The organism is Virgibacillus doumboii, from assembly GCF_902806455.1.
Classification (GTDB): Bacteria; Bacillota; Bacilli; order Bacillales; family Amphibacillaceae; genus Lentibacillus; species Lentibacillus doumboii.
In genome coordinates this window covers 1,234,595-1,252,754 of record NZ_CADCWQ010000001.1, presented here as the reverse complement: position 1 = coordinate 1,252,754, position 18,160 = coordinate 1,234,595, and the positions used below count along the sequence as shown (strand labels likewise).

Annotated in this window: 18 protein-coding genes and 2 rRNA genes; 7 read left to right on the top strand and 13 right to left on the bottom strand. The window is 41.1% G+C overall.

What is annotated here, in order from left to right; genetic code table 11:
* Positions 1-13 precede the first annotated feature (13 nt).
* The gene (locus G6R02_RS05990) at positions 14-553 is read right to left on the bottom strand and encodes a hypothetical protein (RefSeq protein WP_164668327.1); all 540 of its coding nucleotides are present in this window, start codon (positions 551-553) and stop codon (positions 14-16) included.
* 156 nt (positions 554-709) lie between these two features.
* On the opposite strand from G6R02_RS05990, the gene G6R02_RS05985 reads away from it, so the two are divergent.
* Positions 710-1,150 carry a YtoQ family protein gene (locus tag G6R02_RS05985; protein ID WP_164668326.1) on the top strand — a complete coding sequence of 147 codons (441 nt, stop codon included), beginning with the start codon at positions 710-712 and terminating at the stop codon, positions 1,148-1,150.
* 25 nt (positions 1,151-1,175) lie between these two features.
* Here the strand turns inward: G6R02_RS05985 and G6R02_RS05980 are convergent, their stop codons facing one another.
* Together G6R02_RS05980 and G6R02_RS05975 are read right to left on the bottom strand one after the other, a co-directional pair.
* Complete coding sequence (locus G6R02_RS05980; RefSeq protein ID WP_164668325.1) at positions 1,176-1,682, bottom strand: DUF84 family protein; 507 nt, start codon at positions 1,680-1,682, stop codon at positions 1,176-1,178.
* Positions 1,683-1,754: 72 nt separating this feature from the next.
* Positions 1,755-2,819 (bottom strand): M42 family metallopeptidase, encoded by a 1,065-nt coding sequence (locus G6R02_RS05975; RefSeq protein WP_164668324.1) that lies wholly within the window; start codon positions 2,817-2,819, stop codon positions 1,755-1,757.
* Positions 2,820-2,990: 171 nt separating this feature from the next.
* Between G6R02_RS05975 and G6R02_RS05970 the strand changes: the two genes are divergently transcribed.
* Positions 2,991-3,305 carry a PepSY domain-containing protein gene (locus tag G6R02_RS05970; RefSeq protein ID WP_164668323.1) on the top strand — a complete coding sequence of 105 codons (315 nt, stop codon included), beginning with the start codon at positions 2,991-2,993 and terminating at the stop codon, positions 3,303-3,305.
* A 45-nt stretch (positions 3,306-3,350) separates the two neighbouring features.
* Here G6R02_RS05970 and G6R02_RS05965 read toward each other — a convergent pair whose 3' ends face one another.
* Together G6R02_RS05965 and trmB are read right to left on the bottom strand one after the other, a co-directional pair.
* The gene (locus tag G6R02_RS05965) at positions 3,351-4,205 is read right to left on the bottom strand and encodes a YtnP family quorum-quenching lactonase (RefSeq protein WP_164668322.1); all 855 of its coding nucleotides are present in this window, start codon (positions 4,203-4,205) and stop codon (positions 3,351-3,353) included.
* Between the two features lie 544 nt (positions 4,206-4,749).
* Positions 4,750-5,406 (bottom strand): tRNA (guanosine(46)-N7)-methyltransferase TrmB, encoded by a 657-nt coding sequence (trmB, locus tag G6R02_RS05960; RefSeq protein WP_164668321.1) that lies wholly within the window; start codon positions 5,404-5,406, stop codon positions 4,750-4,752.
* 77 nt (positions 5,407-5,483) lie between these two features.
* On the opposite strand from trmB, the gene G6R02_RS05955 reads away from it, so the two are divergent.
* A complete protein-coding gene (locus G6R02_RS05955; RefSeq protein ID WP_164668320.1) occupies positions 5,484-5,771 on the top strand; it encodes a YtzH-like family protein in 288 nt (95 codons plus the stop codon).
* On the opposite strand, the gene G6R02_RS05950 is transcribed toward G6R02_RS05955, so the two are convergent.
* From G6R02_RS05950 to thpR, 4 genes are all read right to left on the bottom strand, one after another.
* Positions 5,758-6,573: a phosphotransferase family protein gene (locus G6R02_RS05950; RefSeq protein WP_164668319.1), complete on the bottom strand. Its 816-nt coding sequence runs from the start codon at positions 6,571-6,573 to the stop codon at positions 5,758-5,760. The genes G6R02_RS05955 and G6R02_RS05950 overlap by 14 nt on opposite strands.
* A gap of 115 nt (positions 6,574-6,688) precedes the next feature.
* A complete protein-coding gene (locus G6R02_RS05945) occupies positions 6,689-7,603 on the bottom strand; it encodes a diacylglycerol/lipid kinase family protein (RefSeq protein ID WP_164668318.1) in 915 nt (304 codons plus the stop codon).
* The gene (locus G6R02_RS05940) at positions 7,604-8,524 is read right to left on the bottom strand and encodes an NERD domain-containing protein (RefSeq protein WP_164668317.1); all 921 of its coding nucleotides are present in this window, start codon (positions 8,522-8,524) and stop codon (positions 7,604-7,606) included. It lies immediately after the preceding gene.
* Between the two features lie 3 nt (positions 8,525-8,527).
* Positions 8,528-9,091, bottom strand: coding sequence for an RNA 2',3'-cyclic phosphodiesterase (thpR, locus tag G6R02_RS05935; RefSeq protein WP_164668316.1), 564 nt, complete (start codon positions 9,089-9,091; stop codon positions 8,528-8,530).
* A gap of 148 nt (positions 9,092-9,239) precedes the next feature.
* Here thpR and G6R02_RS05930 point away from each other — a divergent pair, with 148 nt between their 5' ends.
* The gene (locus G6R02_RS05930) at positions 9,240-9,458 is read left to right on the top strand and encodes a DeoR family transcriptional regulator (protein WP_164668315.1); all 219 of its coding nucleotides are present in this window, start codon (positions 9,240-9,242) and stop codon (positions 9,456-9,458) included.
* Between the two features lie 30 nt (positions 9,459-9,488).
* Here the strand turns inward: G6R02_RS05930 and G6R02_RS05925 are convergent, their stop codons facing one another.
* Entirely contained in the window at positions 9,489-10,208 is a 720-nt protein-coding gene (locus G6R02_RS05925; protein ID WP_164668314.1) for a pseudouridine synthase, read from the bottom strand.
* A gap of 14 nt (positions 10,209-10,222) precedes the next feature.
* Entirely contained in the window at positions 10,223-11,842 is a 1,620-nt protein-coding gene (locus G6R02_RS05920; RefSeq protein ID WP_164668313.1) for a putative polysaccharide biosynthesis protein, read from the bottom strand.
* Positions 11,843-12,000: 158 nt separating this feature from the next.
* On the opposite strand from G6R02_RS05920, the gene G6R02_RS05915 reads away from it, so the two are divergent.
* The 3 genes from G6R02_RS05915 (at position 12,001) to hemQ (ending at position 14,420) form a co-directional block, all read left to right on the top strand.
* A complete protein-coding gene (locus G6R02_RS05915) occupies positions 12,001-13,272 on the top strand; it encodes a BaiN/RdsA family NAD(P)/FAD-dependent oxidoreductase (protein WP_164670332.1) in 1,272 nt (423 codons plus the stop codon).
* A 74-nt stretch (positions 13,273-13,346) separates the two neighbouring features.
* Positions 13,347-13,526: a hypothetical protein gene (locus G6R02_RS05910; protein ID WP_164668312.1), complete on the top strand. Its 180-nt coding sequence runs from the start codon at positions 13,347-13,349 to the stop codon at positions 13,524-13,526.
* A 153-nt stretch (positions 13,527-13,679) separates the two neighbouring features.
* A complete protein-coding gene (gene hemQ / locus G6R02_RS05905) occupies positions 13,680-14,420 on the top strand; it encodes a hydrogen peroxide-dependent heme synthase (protein ID WP_164668311.1) in 741 nt (246 codons plus the stop codon).
* Between the two features lie 70 nt (positions 14,421-14,490).
* Here the strand turns inward: hemQ and rrf are convergent.
* Positions 14,491-14,606, bottom strand: a 5S ribosomal RNA gene (gene rrf / locus G6R02_RS05900).
* A gap of 68 nt (positions 14,607-14,674) precedes the next feature.
* Positions 14,675-18,016: ribosomal RNA gene (locus tag G6R02_RS05895) — 23S ribosomal RNA — on the bottom strand.
* Between the last annotated feature and the right edge of the window lie 144 nt (positions 18,017-18,160).

The following is an 18,160-nucleotide window of genomic DNA, read 5'->3' as shown; positions in this document are numbered from 1 at the left end:
GTCCAGATTAAATCTATTTTTGCACAGTATTACTATTTTGAAGGGCAATAGAGCGCGCCATTTTCATAAGATTTTTTGAATCATTTTCCAGAGCCGCTTTCGAAGTATAGGTAGTTACTTTTACTCCGCCTACTCCTATTTGCAGTTCATAGCTTTCCCCTTCATCATTTTCAAGTATTCGAATATAACCGAATTTATCTTCATCTTCATAGGTTTCAAGTAATAATGCACTTTCACTTTTGGATGCTACCGACTTATATCCCAGCTTACTGAGCGGATCTTCTAAACTATTATAAAAAACAATGTATGTTTGATCGCCGTTCTTCAAAATAACATTACTTGCATCGTGTTCAGTTACTTCAAGACTATCCGGTAAATACATCGAAAAGGAACCCTTCGAATGATTCACTTCAATCTTTTCATTGGAATTGAACACCTTTTTAGCAGCTGTTATCGCATCCTGAACTGCCTCTTCCTCTGTTTGCACACCAGTCAAGCTAAGTACTGCAATCAATATGGATGAGACAATTACAATTATTATAGAGTTTCTCAATTTCCTTCCCCCTGAGATAGTACTTTATACCTCGTTGTCTATAATACTATGAATTCCGGATTTTTGAAAGTATTTTTTTTTGCGTTTTAATTATTTGCAATATTTGGTATGACAAGTAATATGGAATATATAGAATAATTATTTGGAGGGATTGTCATGGATATCACTGTTTATTTAGCAGGGCAAATTCACGATGACTGGCGGGAACAACTGAAAGCTAAGGCAAAAGAGAAAAATCTGCCACTATCATTTGTCGGACCGCAAACAAATCATGAACGTTCTGACAATGTTGGTGAAGATATTCTTGGCCAACAGCCGGGCAATTTTTATAAAGATGATGCAGCTTCCAGCATCAATAATTTTCGTACAGAAGTTCTGTTACAAAAGTCGGATGCAGTTATTGCGTTATTCGGCGAAAAGTATAAACAGTGGAATACTGCAATGGATGCAAGTGCCGCACTTGCAATGAATAAGCCGACTATTATCGTTCGTCCGGAATCATTAATTCATCCATTAAAGGAACTGTCCAATAAGGCCAATGTTACAGTTGAGACGATTGATCAAGCATTGGAAGTACTTAGCTATATTTACGAATAATAAAAGCAGCGGCTAATCCCGCTGCTTATTTTTGTTGTTGGAAATCCCATTGGCCGTAAACCAGTTTTGCGACATGAACGAACATTTCTTTTCTGGATATATGATTATTTGTAAATATTCCAATTGCGCCTTCGTTTTTCCGTACATCTTTCTTCCTGGCATAACCATCCATAATATCTCCCAGTTCCGTTCCATTCTGCAGGTCTTTATCAAATTCGACAGGCAACGGAATTCGCGCTCCACTGGCTGTGAAAATCTTCTTATCTTTTGTAACAAGTGCTCCCCAGTTACATAATAATAACTGGTTGTCTACGTACATGACACCACCTTCGAGTCCAATCCCAATATCAGATGATTCGTTTTCAATACATTGCAATGCACGATTAATTGCTCCCTCTCTGGTTTCCGAATCTGAGAATGGTTGAGCACTTACGTTTGATGGTACATCGATCCCTGAAACTTCATCGTTTGAAAAAACGTCCTGAACTGCCTGAATCTTAGCTGGGTTCTTTGATCCGATAATGACTCTCATTTTCCTTCTGCCATTCCTTTCAAAATTTAAGCTGCTGTCAGACTGGCGACAGCAGCTTATCATTGTTAGTTATTAGCTGTTTTTAATTGTTTCAACTGTAGTCTTGTCAGTTGTTTTAACCAGTTTTACAATCAGTTCTTTTGCTGCCTGGTAGTCATCCACATGAATTATTGAAGCTGATGTGTGGATGTAACGGGAACAAATACCAACTACAGCAGATGGTACCCCATCGTTTGACAGATGAACCCTGCCCGCATCTGTTCCACCCTGTGAAATAAAGTACTGATATGGAATATTATTAGATTCAGCAGTATCCAGAATAAAATCTTTCATGCCGCGATGTGTTATCATCGACCGGTCAAAGATTCTTAGTAATGCACCTTTACCCAATTGGCCGAACTCCTTATCATCTCCTGACATGTCATTGGCAGGTGAAGCATCAAGTGCGTAGAAAATATCGGGTTTAATCATATGAGAAGCAACCTGTGCTCCGCGCAGTCCCACTTCCTCCTGCACCGTTGCACCTGAGTACAACTGATTTGGCAGTTTGTCATCTTTTAATTCTTTCAGCAATTCCACGGAAAGGCCACAGCCGTAGCGGTTATCCCATGCCTTGGCTAGAATTTTTTTGTCATTTGCCATCGGTGTAAACGGGCAAATTGGCACAATTGCCTGCCCTGGTTTAATGCCTATTTTTTCCGCATCATCACAATCATCAGCACCGATATCTATCAGCATGTTCTTAACTTCCATCGGCTTCTTCCGCTGATCCGGTGTTAAATTGTGCGGTGGAATAGATCCAATAACACCGATTACAGGGCCATTATCTGTCATTACCTGGACGCGCTGTGCCAACAACACCTGACTCCACCAGCCGCCTAGTGTCTGAAAACGGATCATACCATTCTTTGTGATTTGAGTAACCATAAAACCTACTTCATCCATGTGACCTGCTACCATCACACGTGGACCGTCACCATTTTTGACTCCAAAAACCCCACCAAGGTTATCCTGGACAATTTCATCAGAATACTTTTCAAGCTCTTGTTTCATAAATTTGCGAACGGGATGCTCATTTCCTGGTGCGCCTTGCAATTCAGTCAATGTTTTAAATAAATCAAGCGTTTCCTGGTTCATCTGTATTCCTCCATCTCTGAAAATTCTATGTAATATGTCTAGTATAACGGAAAGTGACTATACCTTTCCACCCATCCACTTGTGTATTAGTTTCTATTTTAATTATTTTCAGTTATACTAAATTTATAAATCGGTTACATTCAATAAATAATTCCAGAGGTGAATAATACAATGAATCTTAAAAAAGCTGTACTTGCTACAGGAGTTGGTGTGGCAGTTGGATATCTGGTAAAGCAGCAAATTGATGAAAAACAAACAATAACGCCGGAAAAAGCATTAAAACAGGCAAAAGAATCATTTAAGAAACAAGGACCGATCAGTGGCTCCTGGATTTACATGAAACCTGAAGAGGTGGAGAAAAACGGATTGTTGTACAATGCCTATCGTGGCGGAGTAACCCGTAACATTGACGGGGAGAATAAACAATATGAATTTTATGTGGACGTGGACACCGGTGCCGTAATCGGGGCAGTGCAAACAGCATAAAAATTTATAAAGCCATCTGAGCACATTCAGATGGCTTTATTATGTTCACTTATATTCATACCGCTTCCGCTTCATTTCATCAATCGGTTTTCCTGTTTCATCAAATTTAATCGCCCGGTAGTATGCATCATGATAAAACGTATACCATGCCTGTTTCCTATACCCGAAGTCCATCCACTTTTCCTTTTGATGGACAGACGTTACCGGATAATCATCATATGCCAGCGCCCAAAGTTTATTTTGATGGGCATTGGTCGGCATAATGTCTGCCATGTGAATAAATGTTTCGTCTCCATCTTCAAAGACAAGAATGGAATGCCCGTCACTGTGTCCACTTGTGTGGATCATCTTTAAACCATCAACTATAACTTTCTCTTTTTCAAATGGCTGGACTTGTTCCTGAACAGGTTTCCAGTTCATTTCCCAATATGTATTCCTGGAGCGGATGTTTGGATTCCGCATTTCATCCCATTCCACCTGGGAAACATAGATTGCCGCGTTTTTGAACTTCGATGCATAACCATCTTCTGCGACTTCTGTCAGACCGCATGCATGGTCAAAATGCAAATGGGTCATCAACATTGCATCAATATCATCTGCAGAAAGTCCAAGTTCAGCAAGTGACTTGTCAATCGATGACTCTTCCAGAACACCAAAATTACGTAATTGCTTTTCAGTTAATTTTCCATTCCCCATTCCAGAGTCAATTAAAAAATTCATGCCATCAACCTGCAGCAGAATTGGATCCGTCCGCAATTCAATCTGATTATTATCATTATGTGGATATTTTTTGCTCCATAGTGCCTTTGGAACAACCCCAAACATGGCACCCCCGTCAAGGAAGTTCACTCCACCGTTCAGCCACGTCAGTTTTGCCCGTCCAACTTGCAATGTTTCCATTACCTCATCCTCCTTTTGCCTATACTATAAGTTTAGCTAAAGAAAATATATCCTGCAAACGCTAACAACTGCGGTTATAATAAGGTTGGGACAAAAGCATTTAATTAAGGCACCTTTTGTGAAAAATGTTGCTTTTTAAACTCGAAGTAGAAACTGTAACGCTTGATGACACAGAGGTTCCTGAAAGTGACATCCGAAACTTTTGATGGAGATCCGAGGGTGCCGCATCTACTTGTAACAGTTTTAGCATCGATTGAATACAGGCTGTGGATCGGTAAGGAATCGGATTCTCATTCCGCTAAAGTCTGGATAAGCTGTTATAAAAGGGATAAAGCGGATTCTGGTTCCGTTATTGACTCAAAATCAATGAATATGAGGTTGATTTTGACGAATAACGGAATGAGGATCCGAAACCAGCCTTCAACCAAGGTTTTTATATGAAATAACGGAATGAGGAACCGGCAAAGATTCCTATCGCGAAAATAATGCATATAACCGCTCCGGATAAATATTTCGCTTATTTCGTGCATTCTTCATATTTTATTTACTTAATGTCAAATCCTCTTGAAAATCTTGCCCGGCAGCGGTAGATCACTTGTCCTTTGGCTGAAAATTTCTCTTCATATTCTGTCATGACGTTTGTGGGATCCTCATCTTTATGAAGATTCAAATTAACTTCTTTTAATTTCATACCATATTCAGAAAAGCTGACAAGCGAGTATTCAAATAATCCCCGGTTATCTGTCTTCAGTACAATTTCACCCTCCGGATCCATTACTTCCTGATACTGTTTCAAAAATGTATGAAAGGTTAAACGTCTTTTTTCATGACGATTTTTTGGCCATGGATCAGAAAAATTCAAATAAATTGCAGAAATTTCATTTTCCGCAAAGATTTCATTTAAATTTTCCGCATTTTCATTTATCAGTAAAACATTATCATGCTTTCCGTTCATAATTTTTTGGGCAGCAGTAACGATTATACTTTTAGCTATTTCTATCCCAATGAAATTAATATCCGGATATTGTTCTGCCATTCCTGCTAGAAACTGTCCTTTACCAGTACCTATTTCCACATGAACAGGATTGGAGTTGCCAAACATTTCCTGCCATTTATTCTTCTTTTCACTGGGATCTGGTATAATAAAATGCTTATTTTCATTAAGAAAATCGTCTGCCCATGGTTTATTACGTTGACGCACTAACAGAACCTCACTTTCTGAATTCCTAGCATAGAATAAAAAATATTGGTTAACACTATGATTTGAGGTGATTTCAAGTGACACTTACTGTTCATAATCAATTGAGGCTGCTCCAGGATATACTTAGTGAACAAACCGAAGACTGCTGTGGTGAAATTTCCGAATACCAGCAGATCAAACGTCTGGTACAAGCCATGATGGCTAATAACAGCATATCAGATGAACAACTTCTCCAATTGCTGCCGGAAATTTATAATTATGGGCGGCAGGGAGAAATTGCACATAATGATGAGGAACACATAACAACAAATAAAGATAATATTGAAACATGGGTTAATGCCATACAACAAATTAATTTAGAATGACCGAATTAACATCCATATTCAATTGCTGTAAATCCTGTAACCTGCTGTATGATTTATTCACCTCATCCCGGTCATTGTGCCAAATCAAATAGTAGAGTGCATCCATAATTAAATACCAGTACATTCGCTCAATCAAACTTTCGTCCATGTCTACTCCATAGCTATGCAGCCATTCTTCCCAATCTTCCTGTGGGACATACCACTTTAGTATAAACCCGAAGTCCATTGCCGGGTCGGCTATCATTGCGTTATCCCAGTCGACCAGGTAGAGTTTTCCCATATCCGTCAGCAAAATATTGTTATGGTTTAAATCGCAGTGACATACCACTTTTTGCTGCCCGCGTGTTACAGGCAACAGCCGATGTAAATAATCGGTCGCATCACGTACTTCCTTATACTTGTCCATTAAGCCATTTACCCGTAAACGCTTGGTTATTTCGGCAAGTCTTTCATCCGAGGTAATCGGTTTTTTTCCTAACCGCATTAACATATGCAGTAGTTCAGATGAGTGGTGTATTTTTCCGATCAGACCGGCTACTTGGTGGTGCTGCATTTCCTCAGCCTTAAGCGCTCTTCCATTCAACCATTTTTGGGCAGTGATGACATCACCATTTTCCATCCGCTTTGTCCATATAAGCTTTGGAACAATACCTTCAGCGGAAAGAACGGCCAAAAATGGAGAAGAATTACGTTTAAGAAACAGGCGGTGATCATCCTTTTCCGCAAAAAAAGCCTCACCTGTTAATCCTCCAGCAGGATTTATATTCCATTCTTTTCCTAATACTCTTTTAAGCCAGTTCACTTTAAATACCCCAAATCATATTTATTATAAAGTCCGATTATTGATAAACATGCTCCATATTGAGCTGTTTTTAAATACAGAGATAAAAATAGGTTATCGAATATTTTCGTTCATTTCAATAGGAAATTTTTACTTCCTGACCTTGTTTGGATATCGAGCAGAAAGAACAAGCATCCAATTGACCATCTACCTGGAAAGATATCGTGTTATCTGAACGGATTTCCAGCTTCGTTGCTTCCAGTAGTTCTACTTCCTTAAAACGGATATGTTTTCCAGTGAAAACTGTTATAAATAGCCCAAGTACTTTCCATTTGGAAATCTTGTTGATAATCAGTACAGGAAACGTACCATCCTGAATTTTAGCGGATGGTATTATTTTCATTCCACCCCCATAAAATGGGTGATTTGCTGCTGTTATCATCCAGCAGTCTGTAAGCATGCGTCTGTTACCGTCAATATTAACTTCCACGTTCATCGGCTTAAAACGGAATAAAACAATTATAAGTGCAATGACATATCTAACTTTACCTCTGACAAAAATACTGCGAAATTTACTTTCCTTTGATTCATTCAAGTATTTAACGATTTCCCCATCAAAACCAAACCCGATACTATTCACGAAATCTCTCTTGTTATTATTATCCCGCTGATAACTCCCTAACCAATAGGATTGTTGATGTCTGCCTGTGATAATCCGCTGGAAAATTTCAGTCGGTGACCCTTTAATGTCACAACCTTTTGCAAAATCATTCCCCGAACCGGCCGGTATAAACGATACAGGATATTTATTTTCGGAAAGACCATTAATTACTTCATGCAGCGTACCATCACCACCGATTACGATAACACAGGAGATTTGCCCGGAAAAATCAGTTTCAAGCTGGTTGGCGATTTCTTCAGCGTGACCCGGATATTCCGTTAAAAAACACCGGCTCTCCACCTGTATAAAATTGTTGCTCTTCGTGATTTTTGTATAAGCATTTACTGCGCCGCCTTTACCTGAAGCTGGATTGACAATAAAGATATACATTTACTCCCCCTCAGTTCCCATCGTAAATGTATTGGTGTCATCTTCTTCCCACTCAGGTCGTTTAACAGCTGTAGTCTGACAGTTTTTCAGCAGTAATTCCGTAATTTTTAACTGACGATTTTTTAGAGGGGATACAAGGCTGCGTTTCTCCTTAAACCACTTATCAAATTCATCCATCCCGATTATCCGTGTATTATAAGGCTCGGAATCAAATTTAATTTTATTCGAACTTGATAATACAACCTTCTTTATTGGGAATTCGATATTTTCCGTACTCAATATGCCCTTAATAATCTTCTCTGTTCGTTTAAGTGCAATCATCGGGCTTAACATTTTTGACTGTTCTTTATTTCCTTCTGCCAGCCATGTTCGTTCATCACCGGCAACAATGGTTGTCCCGGCTTCTTTATCCATTAAATAAATGATTTCAATCCCAATTGGACTAAGAAAAATGATCTCCCCGTCAATCGGCGCCTTCTTTATATTAAAAATTGGAAAATACATTAATAAATATGTATCGGGAAACCGCTTGAGAAAAAATTTTAATGTATCATCTTCGTAATAGCCTCTATCCATAAATGACACGTCCGTAACAGTCGATGAGGCCCATTTTAATTGTAAAGGAAATAATTTATCCAAAAAGTAATGCCTTAATTCATTTTCTGTTTTTGGTAAACTGTCATGATCATCAGGGGCAGGTTCCTCTTCCTGCCAGCTCCCTGTCTTCATAAAAGATTTGAGCTTGGAAAATGCCGAAGCCGGTTCTGTATGTTCCTCTTCATCCGTAACTGGTTCATCTTCCCACATTTTATGAAGCTTATTCCAGTTGTCCTGTTTTACCCGGATAAACTGGCTCGGATACCGGTATGCATTCCATTCATACCGTGAAATATAATCCTGCAGTTTAATTAATTGAGCCACTTATTAGTCCCCCCTTTTCTTCAAATTAAATTCAGCAACTGCCTGATATTTTGGAGAGCTTCCGGGATATATCCGATTTACAACAACTGTATTGATAGTCATCGTCTGCTGTTCCTCGTAACGCTCGTTTAATAAGGGCACATTTGCTTCGGTTCCGTTCCATTTCTTTGCAAGGGTTATGTGCGGTTTATATGCCCTGTTCTCTTCCTGAAAACCTGCTTGCCTCGCAATTTGCTCGATGGATTGTTGCAATTGCATGATTTCATTCGTCTTTTCAACACCTGCCCACAGGACTCGCGGTTTTTTAGGATTGCCGAAACATCCCAGGTTACCGGTCAGGACTGAAAATGCAGGTGTTGCTTTTATTACTTCCAGCGATTTTATCAAACGGTTAATCCTGTCAAGTTCTACAGGCCCTAAAAATTTCAACGTTATATGCAAATCATCTTTATGCGGCCACTGTTTATACGCTAAGCTTTCTTTTAAGCCAAGCTGCCAATTTGAAAATTTATTTTTTATACTTTCCGTAAGCGGGATAGCAATAAAATAATGCGGTAAATTAGTCATTTACATTCCTCACTTATATATATCGTATATGTTTATCAAATTATTTAGAAATTTTCACTTTAATCCAAATGCATTTAGGTGTAAAATAAGAATAACAATAAAGATTCAGTTGCACCACAAGAGAATGATTTCCTTAAGGAGTGGTTTTTTGAATCAGACAACATCCCGAATGTTGACCAGAGTTAAAGCTGTCTATCTTTACATAAGAGAAAACGGGACAGTAACAACCAGGGAAATAGCAGATGAATTTGGAACAACCGACCGAACCATCCAGCGTGATCTGAATGTATTGGAATATAATGGTCTGGTCAGAAGTCCGGTTCGCGGGAGATGGAAAATCACAAGCAAACGAGTGAAAATATCTTAAAAATAGTGAAATGGAGCTGACTTTTATAGGTCAGCTCTTTTTTTGGGAAAGACAGTAGTCCATTTCTTCTTTATTCAATTCACGGAAATCTCCAGGTGAGAGCTCTTCATCAAGTCGGAGTTCGCCCATACGTATTCGTTTTAGATAAACCACTTTTTTCTTCACCGCTTCAAACATACGTTTCACCTGATGAAATTTTCCTTCTGTAACGGTGACATGAACTTCGGAATATTCATCAGCCTGGAGGATCTCCAATTTTGCAGGTTTCGCCTGATAACCATCGTCGAGTACAATGCCTTCCTGAAATGCCTCAACATCATTTTCTGTAACTTTTCCCCTGATCTCAGCAAAATACGTTTTCTCTATGTCTTTCTTTGGGGAAACCAGCTGATGCGCCAGGTCCCCATCATTTGTAATCAGCAGCAGGCCTTCTGTATCTTTATCAAGCCTGCCAACGGGAAAAGGCTTAAACAGCTGATATTTTTCCGGCAGCAAATCAATTACCGTTTTATCACGATCATCCACTGTTGCTGAGACATACCCTGGTGGCTTGTTCATCATCAGATAAACATACTTTTGATAGCTAACGATATTGTTGTTCACTTTTACCGTATCGTCTTCCGGATCTACATGGGAACTGCTGTCTTTTACAATTTTATCGTTAATAGCTACTTTCTTTTTTTTAATTAACGCTTTCACATCTTTTCTGCTCCCATAACCCATGTTTGCCAGTAATTTATCTATACGCATTCATAAAAACTCCTTTACCTGCGAAAAATCCTGTCCAGTATTCGCACGCGATCACCCAGGACACGGCTTAGCAATGTTGATTCGTAGCTGAACCATAAGTAGACAACACCGCCTGACAGAACACCGGCAACGAGTACAATAACCGCCGACAGTCTTGATTCCTCCACCGTTAAAAAGGTTCCGAAAATCGCTTTAACAATCCAAATAACAATACACATAATTATCGTAAAAATACCAATTAATAAGAAACGCTTGAATGTTTGTTTGAAATTAAATTGAATGGACGTCTTTATGCGCCATAAATTTAAAGCAACAGCAGTTCCAACTGCCAGTGCTGTACCAAAAATTGCCCCTTTTGCACCAAACATATGGATAAGCTGTATATTGAAAAGCACTTTCATTAACAGTCCGCCCGTTAAACTGATAACTGCAAAACGTTGCTGGTTTATTCCTTGCAAAATAGCTGCCGTTACTGTAAACAACGCAAATAGCAATGCTACAGGAGCATACCAAGCTAACAAATTACCAGTAATGTCTAATCGGTCAATCCCATACAGCGCCCCATAAGCTGCATCGGACAACATCAACAGACCGACTGCTGCTGGAATAACGAGAACCAGTACGATTTGCAGTGCCTGATTGATTTGCTGATTCAGCAATTGCTGATTCTTCTGAGTAAAGGTTTTTGTCAATGCCGGTATAATCGCCAGGGACAACCCTGTTGCTATAGTAACGGGGATAATGATCAACTTATGTCCGGTAAAATTTATCGTAGAATATGCAAGGTCAAATATTTCTTTTTTGCCAATCGCTGTCATGGCCCGTTCGAATGTAAACTGATCAACCAGTTGATAAAGTGGTGTAGCTACACCGACCAGTACAAAAGGTCCCGCATAGCTGAATAGTTCAGTAAATAAATCTTTCGTTGAAATGTCATGTGTGAGTCTTTGTTGTGAAATTTGTGTAAAAATTCTTTGTTTCCTTTTACGCCAATAAATTAATAACACCAAACAGGAAGCCAATCCTCCAATAAATGCAGCAAAAGTGGCAAATCCTACAGCTGTCACTTTGCTTCTACCCATTATTGTTACTAAAATAAATGCCGACACCAAAATAAAACCAATCCGTACGATCTGTTCAACTACTTGAGAAACTGCGGTCGGCCCCATTGACTCGTATCCCTGAAAAAAACCACGAACAATACTCATAACGGGAATAATCAATAAAGCGAAACTTACCATCTTGATGACCATCGTAACATCTTCCACAGCAATATTTCCGACATCTTCATTTGTAATCATATATTGTGCAAAAAATTCAGCACTGAAAAATAATACCAGAAAAGCAAGGATACCTGTGACAGCCATTAACGATATACCAGCTTTGAACATACGCATCCCGGTTTGATAATCGCCTAACGAATTATATTTTGAAACAAATTTTGAAACAGCTAAAGGAACTCCAACTGTAGAAACACTAATAAGAATATTATAAGGCGTGTATGCAAAAGCGAACAACGTAGCCCCCGTTGAACCAACAAGCTCATAAAACGGGATAACATAAATCATCCCTAAAAATTTAGATAAGAATGTGGCACCAGTCAACATCATGGTGCCTCTAACAATATTCGACATCATTTCACCTGCATCTATTATAAATTACGCTTATCGTTATTCTATCACAGATAACGATCTGTACGTTATAGTTGTCACCTAAATAACATTCGAAAAATAATTTTGTTTTTTGGATATGCGAAAACGTGGTATGCTACTATCGAAAGGAATGAAGAATGTTGTCATATGATGTGATTGTTATTGGAGGCGGCCCGTCAGGATTAATGGCCGCAATTGCGGCAGCAGAAAACGGCTCAAAAACAATGCTGCTTGAAAAAGGAAAAAAATTAGGAAAGAAACTTGCTATATCCGGTGGTGGCCGCTGTAATGTCACGAACCGGCTTCCGGAAGATGAAGTGATCAAACATATACCGGGAAACGGCAAATTTTTATATAGCCCATTTTCCGTATTTAACAATTATGATATTATCGATTTTTTTGAAGGAATGGGTGTAGGTTTGAAAGAAGAAGATCACGGACGCATGTTTCCAGTATCCAACTCGGCAAAAACGGTTGTAAATGCACTTATCAATAAATTGAGTGAGCTTCTAGTCGATGTTCGGATGAACACTACTGTTGAAGCTATACATTACGACGAGTCATTGCATACGGTAATTTTAGCTGATCGCACAAAAATAGATACAAAATCCATTGTAATTGCTGTAGGCGGCAAAGCTGTTCCCCACACAGGTTCAACAGGAGATGGATACGCCTGGGCAAAAAAAGCCGGTCATTCCGTTACAGAGCTTTATCCTACCGAAGTGGCTCTTACTTCAAATGAAAAGTTCATTCAAAATAAAAGCTTGCAGGGATTATCATTAAGGGATGTCACCTTATCTGTTTTAAATAAAAAGAACAAACCGATCATTACCCATCAAATGGATATGATTTTTACCCATTTTGGCATATCTGGTCCAGCTGTCCTCCGCTGTTCCCAGTTTGTTGTTAAAGAACTGATGAAGGGACGGGAAAAGGTACCAATGCATCTTGATATATTGCCAAACGAACAGGAAGAAGAACTCGTACAATCCATATTAACATCAATGAAGGATAACCCTAAAAAATCAATTAAAAATATTCTAAAAGGCCTAGTTCCTGAACGATTTTTGGCATTTATACTGCAAGAAAACAGTGTAAACGAAGAACAGAAAGCAGCTAATATTTCCACGGAAATGGTACGTACAATTGTACATCAAATGAAACACTTTACATTTAATGTTCATGGGTCACTTCCACTTGATAAAGCATTTGTTACAGGTGGCGGTGTTTCCATCAAAGAAATTGTTCCAAACACCATGCAATCAAAAATAATGGATCGGCTTTATTTTTGCGGGGAAATACTGGACATACACGGTTATACAGGCGGCTATAATATTACATCAGCACTTGTAACCGGACGACTTGCCGGGATGAATGCCGCAAATGAGGCAGCACTCTACACTGGTATTTGATACCTAACATTTTTATAAAGCTTTTGTGCCATCCTAATAATGACAGGGGACATTATAGAAAGGATTGGTATAATATGCAACGAAATGGAATGTGGTTACCAATAATCGCTTCTATTGGAGTTGGAGCAGCAACTTATTATTCAATGACCAAAAATAACCAAAACCTTGGTCAGACAATGCAGAGTATGATTCCGTTTGTTTCACAAATGAGTGGTGGAAAGCAACAAAACATGGGAACAGGTGGAATGAGCTAGCCAGAATAAAAAGCGCACTCACAGTGGTGCGCTTTTTGTATTGATGCAACATCACAATTTATTCACATTCTAATCATAAGTCGTGACATTAATCACATTTATATTGGAGTAGTATTGTACCATTTAAATATAATGAAAATAGGAGTGATTTAAATGGTAGAATCTGTAGAAACATTTGATGGCTGGTACGCCCTCCATGACTTCAGAACAATCGACTGGGAGAAATGGCAACAAGCATCTGACAAAGAGAGACAGGCTGCATTGGAAGAATTTCATACATTATTAAAGGATTGGCAAAAAATAGAGGATAATAAAAAAGGAAGCACCGCACTTTACTCGATAGTTGGACAAAAAGCAGACATTATGTTCATGAACCTTCGTCCTTCCATGAAAAATTTGAATCAGCTTGAAAATCAGCTGAATAAAACGGCGCTTGCGCATTTTACAAAACCTGTCTATTCCTATGTTTCAATCATTGAAAAAAGCACGTATACCAAACGGCAAACTGATCCTTACAAAGACCCTTCAATGCTTGCAAAACTGTATCCAACGATACCAAAAACGGAATACATTTGTTTTTACCCAATGAGTAAGCAGCGAGGTGAAATTAACAATTGGTTTACTTTATCAAAGGAAGAACGCGGCCGAATGATGTTTGAACACATTGCGACAAGTAAACCATATACAGAGGATATTAAACGTATTATTACAGGTTCAATCGGATTTGATGAATATGAATGGGGTGTATCCTTATTCTGTGATGATCCACTAAGATTCAAAAAATTGATTTATGATACACGTTTTGATGAAGTTAGTGCAAAATATGCTATTTTCGGGTCGTTTTATATTGGACATTACTTATCTGAAAATGAAGTTAATGCCTTTTTTGAATGATGATTTTCCCTTTATTTAATCAGACAATACAAAAACCAGGATACATCATTATGTATCCTGGTTTTAATTTGCCTGGCGGCGTCCTACTCTTGCAGGGGCAAAGCCCCAACTACCATCGGCGCTGGAGAGCTTAACTGCTGTGTTCGGCATGGAAACAGGTGTGTCCTCTCCGCTATTGCTACCAGACTAAAACATATAGGGAATTATACCCTGAAAACTAAATAAGAGCATTATATCAACGTCATCAATCATTTTTAGTTAAGTCCTCGATCGATTAGTATCCGTCAGCTCCACGTGTCACCACGCTTCCACCTCGGACCTATCTACCTCATCGTCTCTGAGGGATCTTACTCACTCGAAGTGATGGGAAGTCTCATCTTGAGGGGGGCTTCATGCTTAGATGCTTTCAGCACTTATCCTTGCCACACGTAGCTACCCAGCAATGCTCCTGGCGGAACAACTGGTACACCAGCGGTGTGTCCATCCCGGTCCTCTCGTACTAAGGACAGCTCCTCTCAAACTTCCAGCGCCCACGACGGATAGGGACCGAACTGTCTCACGACGTTCTGAACCCAGCTCGCGTACCGCTTTAATGGGCGAACAGCCCAACCCTTGGGACCGACTACAGCCCCAGGATGCGATGAGCCGACATCGAGGTGCCAAACCTCCCCGTCGATGTGAACTCTTGGGGGAGATAAGCCTGTTATCCCCGGGGTAGCTTTTATCCGTTGAGCGATGGCCCTTCCATGCGGAACCACCGGATCACTAAGCCCGACTTTCGTCCCTGCTCGACTTGTAGGTCTCGCAGTCAAGCTCCCTTCTGCCTTTACACTCTGCGAATGATTTCCAACCATTCTGAGGGAACCTTTGGGCGCCTCCGTTACCTTTTGGGAGGCGACCGCCCCAGTCAAACTGCCCGCCTGACACTGTCTCCGGACCGGATCACGGCCCTGGGTTAGAATGTCCGTACAGCCAGGGTGGTATCCCACGGGTGCCTCCACCGAAGCTGGCGCTCCGGTTTCGATGGCTCCCACCTATCCTGTACAAGCTGTACCAACATTCAATATCAGGCTACAGTAAAGCTCCACGGGGTCTTTCCGTCCTGTCGCGGGTAATGTGCATCTTCACACATCGTATAATTTCACCGGGTCTCTCGTTGAGACAGTGCCCAAGTCGTTGCACCTTTCGTGCGGGTCGGAACTTACCCGACAAGGAATTTCGCTACCTTAGGACCGTTATAGTTACGGCCGCCGTTTACTGGGGCTTCGGTTCTACGCTTCGGCCGAAGGCCTAACGCTTCCCCTTAACCTTCCAGCACCGGGCAGGTGTCAGCCCCTATACTTCGCCTTTCGGCTTCGCAGAGACCTGTGTTTTTGCTAAACAGTCGCTTGGGCCTATTCACTGCGGCTCCTCCTTAAAGGAGCACCCCTTCTCCCGAAGTTACGGGGTCATTTTGCCGAGTTCCTTAACGAGAGTTCTCCCGCTCACCTTAGGATTCTCTCCTCGCCTACCTGTGTCGGTTTGCGGTACGGGCACCTATGAACTCACTAGAGGCTTTTCTTGGCAGTGTGAAATCCGGAACTTCGGTACTATATTTCCCTCCCCATCACAGCTTGGAATTGTTGGACGGATTTGCCTATCCAACTCCCTCACTGCTTGGGCGCACACATCCATCGGTGCGCTTTCCTTATCCTACTGCGTCCCCCCATCGTTCAAACGCTCATGAGGTGGTACAGGAATATCTGCCTGTTGTCCATCGCCTACGCCTTTCGGCCTCGGCTTAGGTCCCGACTAACCCTGAGAGGACGAGCCTTCCTCAGGAAACCTTAGGCTTTCGGTGAAAGAGATTCTCACTCTTTTTTCGCTACTCATACCGGCATTCTCACTTCCAGGCGCTCCACCAGTCCTCACGGTCTGACTTCGCAGCAACTGGAACGCTCTCCTACCAAACAGAAGTCAGATGCCAGAAATTAGAAGTCAGATTCATTTCCACTTTTGTATTAAGGAATAAATCTGTTTGCCTAACTCTTCATATTGCTGAAAGAGATACGTATATTTCTGTTCATCCAGATACTTTAGGTCTTTAGCGAAGTCTATCATTACCTTGACTTCATTATTAGAACCAAGTGATATTTTAAGGAACCGCTTGAAATTATTCACTGAATCCTTCTTTCCATATCCCTCCGCAATATTTGCAGGAATAGAAAGAGCAGCTCTTCTTATTTGTGCACCAAGTTCATACGTTTCAAAGTTGGGGAATTCTAAGCTGATTTGATGAACTTTTAAAGCAAGCTCATAAGATTGTTGATAAATCCTTAGATCTTTATAGTGTTTGATCACAGTCTTCCCTCACTTCTGACTTCCGACCTCTGGCATCTGACCTCTGCTTCCGCAGCTTCGGTGATACGTTTAGCCCCGGTACATTTTCGGCGCAGAGTCACTCGACCAGTGAGCTATTACGCACTCTTTAAATGATGGCTGCTTCTAAGCCAACATCCTGGTTGTCTGGGCAACTCCACATCCTTTTCCACTTAACGTATACTTTGGGACCTTAGCTGGCGGTCTGGGCTGTTTCCCTTTCGACTATGAACCTTATCACCCATAGTCTGACTCCCAAGGATACGTAGCTGGCATTCGGAGTTTGACTGAATTTGGTAACCCGGTGAGGGCCCCTCATCCAATCAGTGCTCTACCTCCAGTACGCCTACCTTGAGGCTAGCCCTAAAGCTATTTCGGAGAGAACCAGCTATCTCCGTGTTCGATTGGCATTTCACCCCTACCCACACCTCATCCCCGCATTTTTCAACATACGTGGGTTCGGGCCTCCAGTCAGTGTTACCTGACCTTCACCCTGGACATGGGTAGATCACACGGTTTCGGGTCTGCGACCGTATACTATTTCGCCCTGTTCAGACTCGCTTTCGCTGCGGCTCCGTGTCTGCCACTTAACCTTGCATACGATCGTAACTCGCCGGTCCATTCTACAAAAGGTACGCCGTCACCCATTAACGGGCTTCGACTACTTGTAGGCACACGGTTTCAGGTTCTCTTTCACTCCCCTCCCGGGGTGCTTTTCACCTTTCCCTCACGGTACTGGTTCACTATCGGTCACTAGGGAGTATTTAGCCTTGGGAGATGGTCCTCCCGGATTCCGACGGAATTCCTCGTGTTCCGCCGTACTCAGGATCCACTCCGGAGGAAACACGCTTTCAACTACAGGGCTCTTACCTTCTTCGGCTGACCATTCCAGGTCGATTCATCTAACGTATTTCTTGGTAACTCCAATGGAGTGTCCTACAACCCCAGAAAGCAAGCTTTCTGGTTTGGGCTGTTTCCGTTTCGCTCGCCGCTACTTGGGAAATCGCGTTTGCTTTCTCTTCCTCCGGGTACTGAGATGTTTCAGTTCCCCGGGTATGCCTCTTGTGCCCTATGTATTCAGACACAAGTACTGCTCCATTACGAACAGCGGGTTCCCCCATTCGGAAATCCCCGGATCGAAGTCTACTTACGACTCCCCGGGGCATATCGGTGTTAGTCCCGTCCTTCTTCGGCTCCTAGTGCCAAGGCATTCACCGTGCGCCCTTCTTCACTTAACTATCTTACAATGAATAAGCGTTACTAATAAATTAGCCTTGCTTTTAATTGATGTCGTTGATTACTCTTATTTAGTTTTCAAGGTACAAAAAGAGAGATTTACTCCCTCAAAACTGAACCAAACAACCACATATGCCCTTACCGGG

Excerpts from the sequence above, each read along its gene's own strand:
- G6R02_RS05985 (WP_164668326.1), top strand. The coding sequence starts at position 710 with ATGGATATCACTGTTTATTTAGCAGGGCAAATTCACGATGACTGGCGG.
- G6R02_RS05980 (WP_164668325.1), bottom strand. The coding sequence starts at position 1,682 with ATGAGAGTCATTATCGGATCAAAGAACCCAGCTAAGATTCAGGCAGTT.
- G6R02_RS05975 (WP_164668324.1), bottom strand. The coding sequence starts at position 2,819 with ATGAACCAGGAAACGCTTGATTTATTTAAAACATTGACTGAATTGCAA.
- G6R02_RS05970 (WP_164668323.1), top strand. The coding sequence starts at position 2,991 with ATGAATCTTAAAAAAGCTGTACTTGCTACAGGAGTTGGTGTGGCAGTT.
- G6R02_RS05965 (WP_164668322.1), bottom strand. The coding sequence starts at position 4,205 with ATGGAAACATTGCAAGTTGGACGGGCAAAACTGACGTGGCTGAACGGT.
- G6R02_RS05945 (WP_164668318.1), bottom strand. The coding sequence starts at position 7,603 with ATGTATATCTTTATTGTCAATCCAGCTTCAGGTAAAGGCGGCGCAGTA.
- thpR (WP_164668316.1), bottom strand. The coding sequence starts at position 9,091 with ATGACTAATTTACCGCATTATTTTATTGCTATCCCGCTTACGGAAAGT.
- G6R02_RS05925 (WP_164668314.1), bottom strand. The coding sequence starts at position 10,208 with ATGCGTATAGATAAATTACTGGCAAACATGGGTTATGGGAGCAGAAAA.
- G6R02_RS05920 (WP_164668313.1), bottom strand. The coding sequence starts at position 11,842 with ATGTCGAATATTGTTAGAGGCACCATGATGTTGACTGGTGCCACATTC.
- G6R02_RS05910 (WP_164668312.1), top strand. The coding sequence starts at position 13,347 with ATGCAACGAAATGGAATGTGGTTACCAATAATCGCTTCTATTGGAGTT.
- hemQ (WP_164668311.1), top strand. The coding sequence starts at position 13,680 with ATGGTAGAATCTGTAGAAACATTTGATGGCTGGTACGCCCTCCATGAC.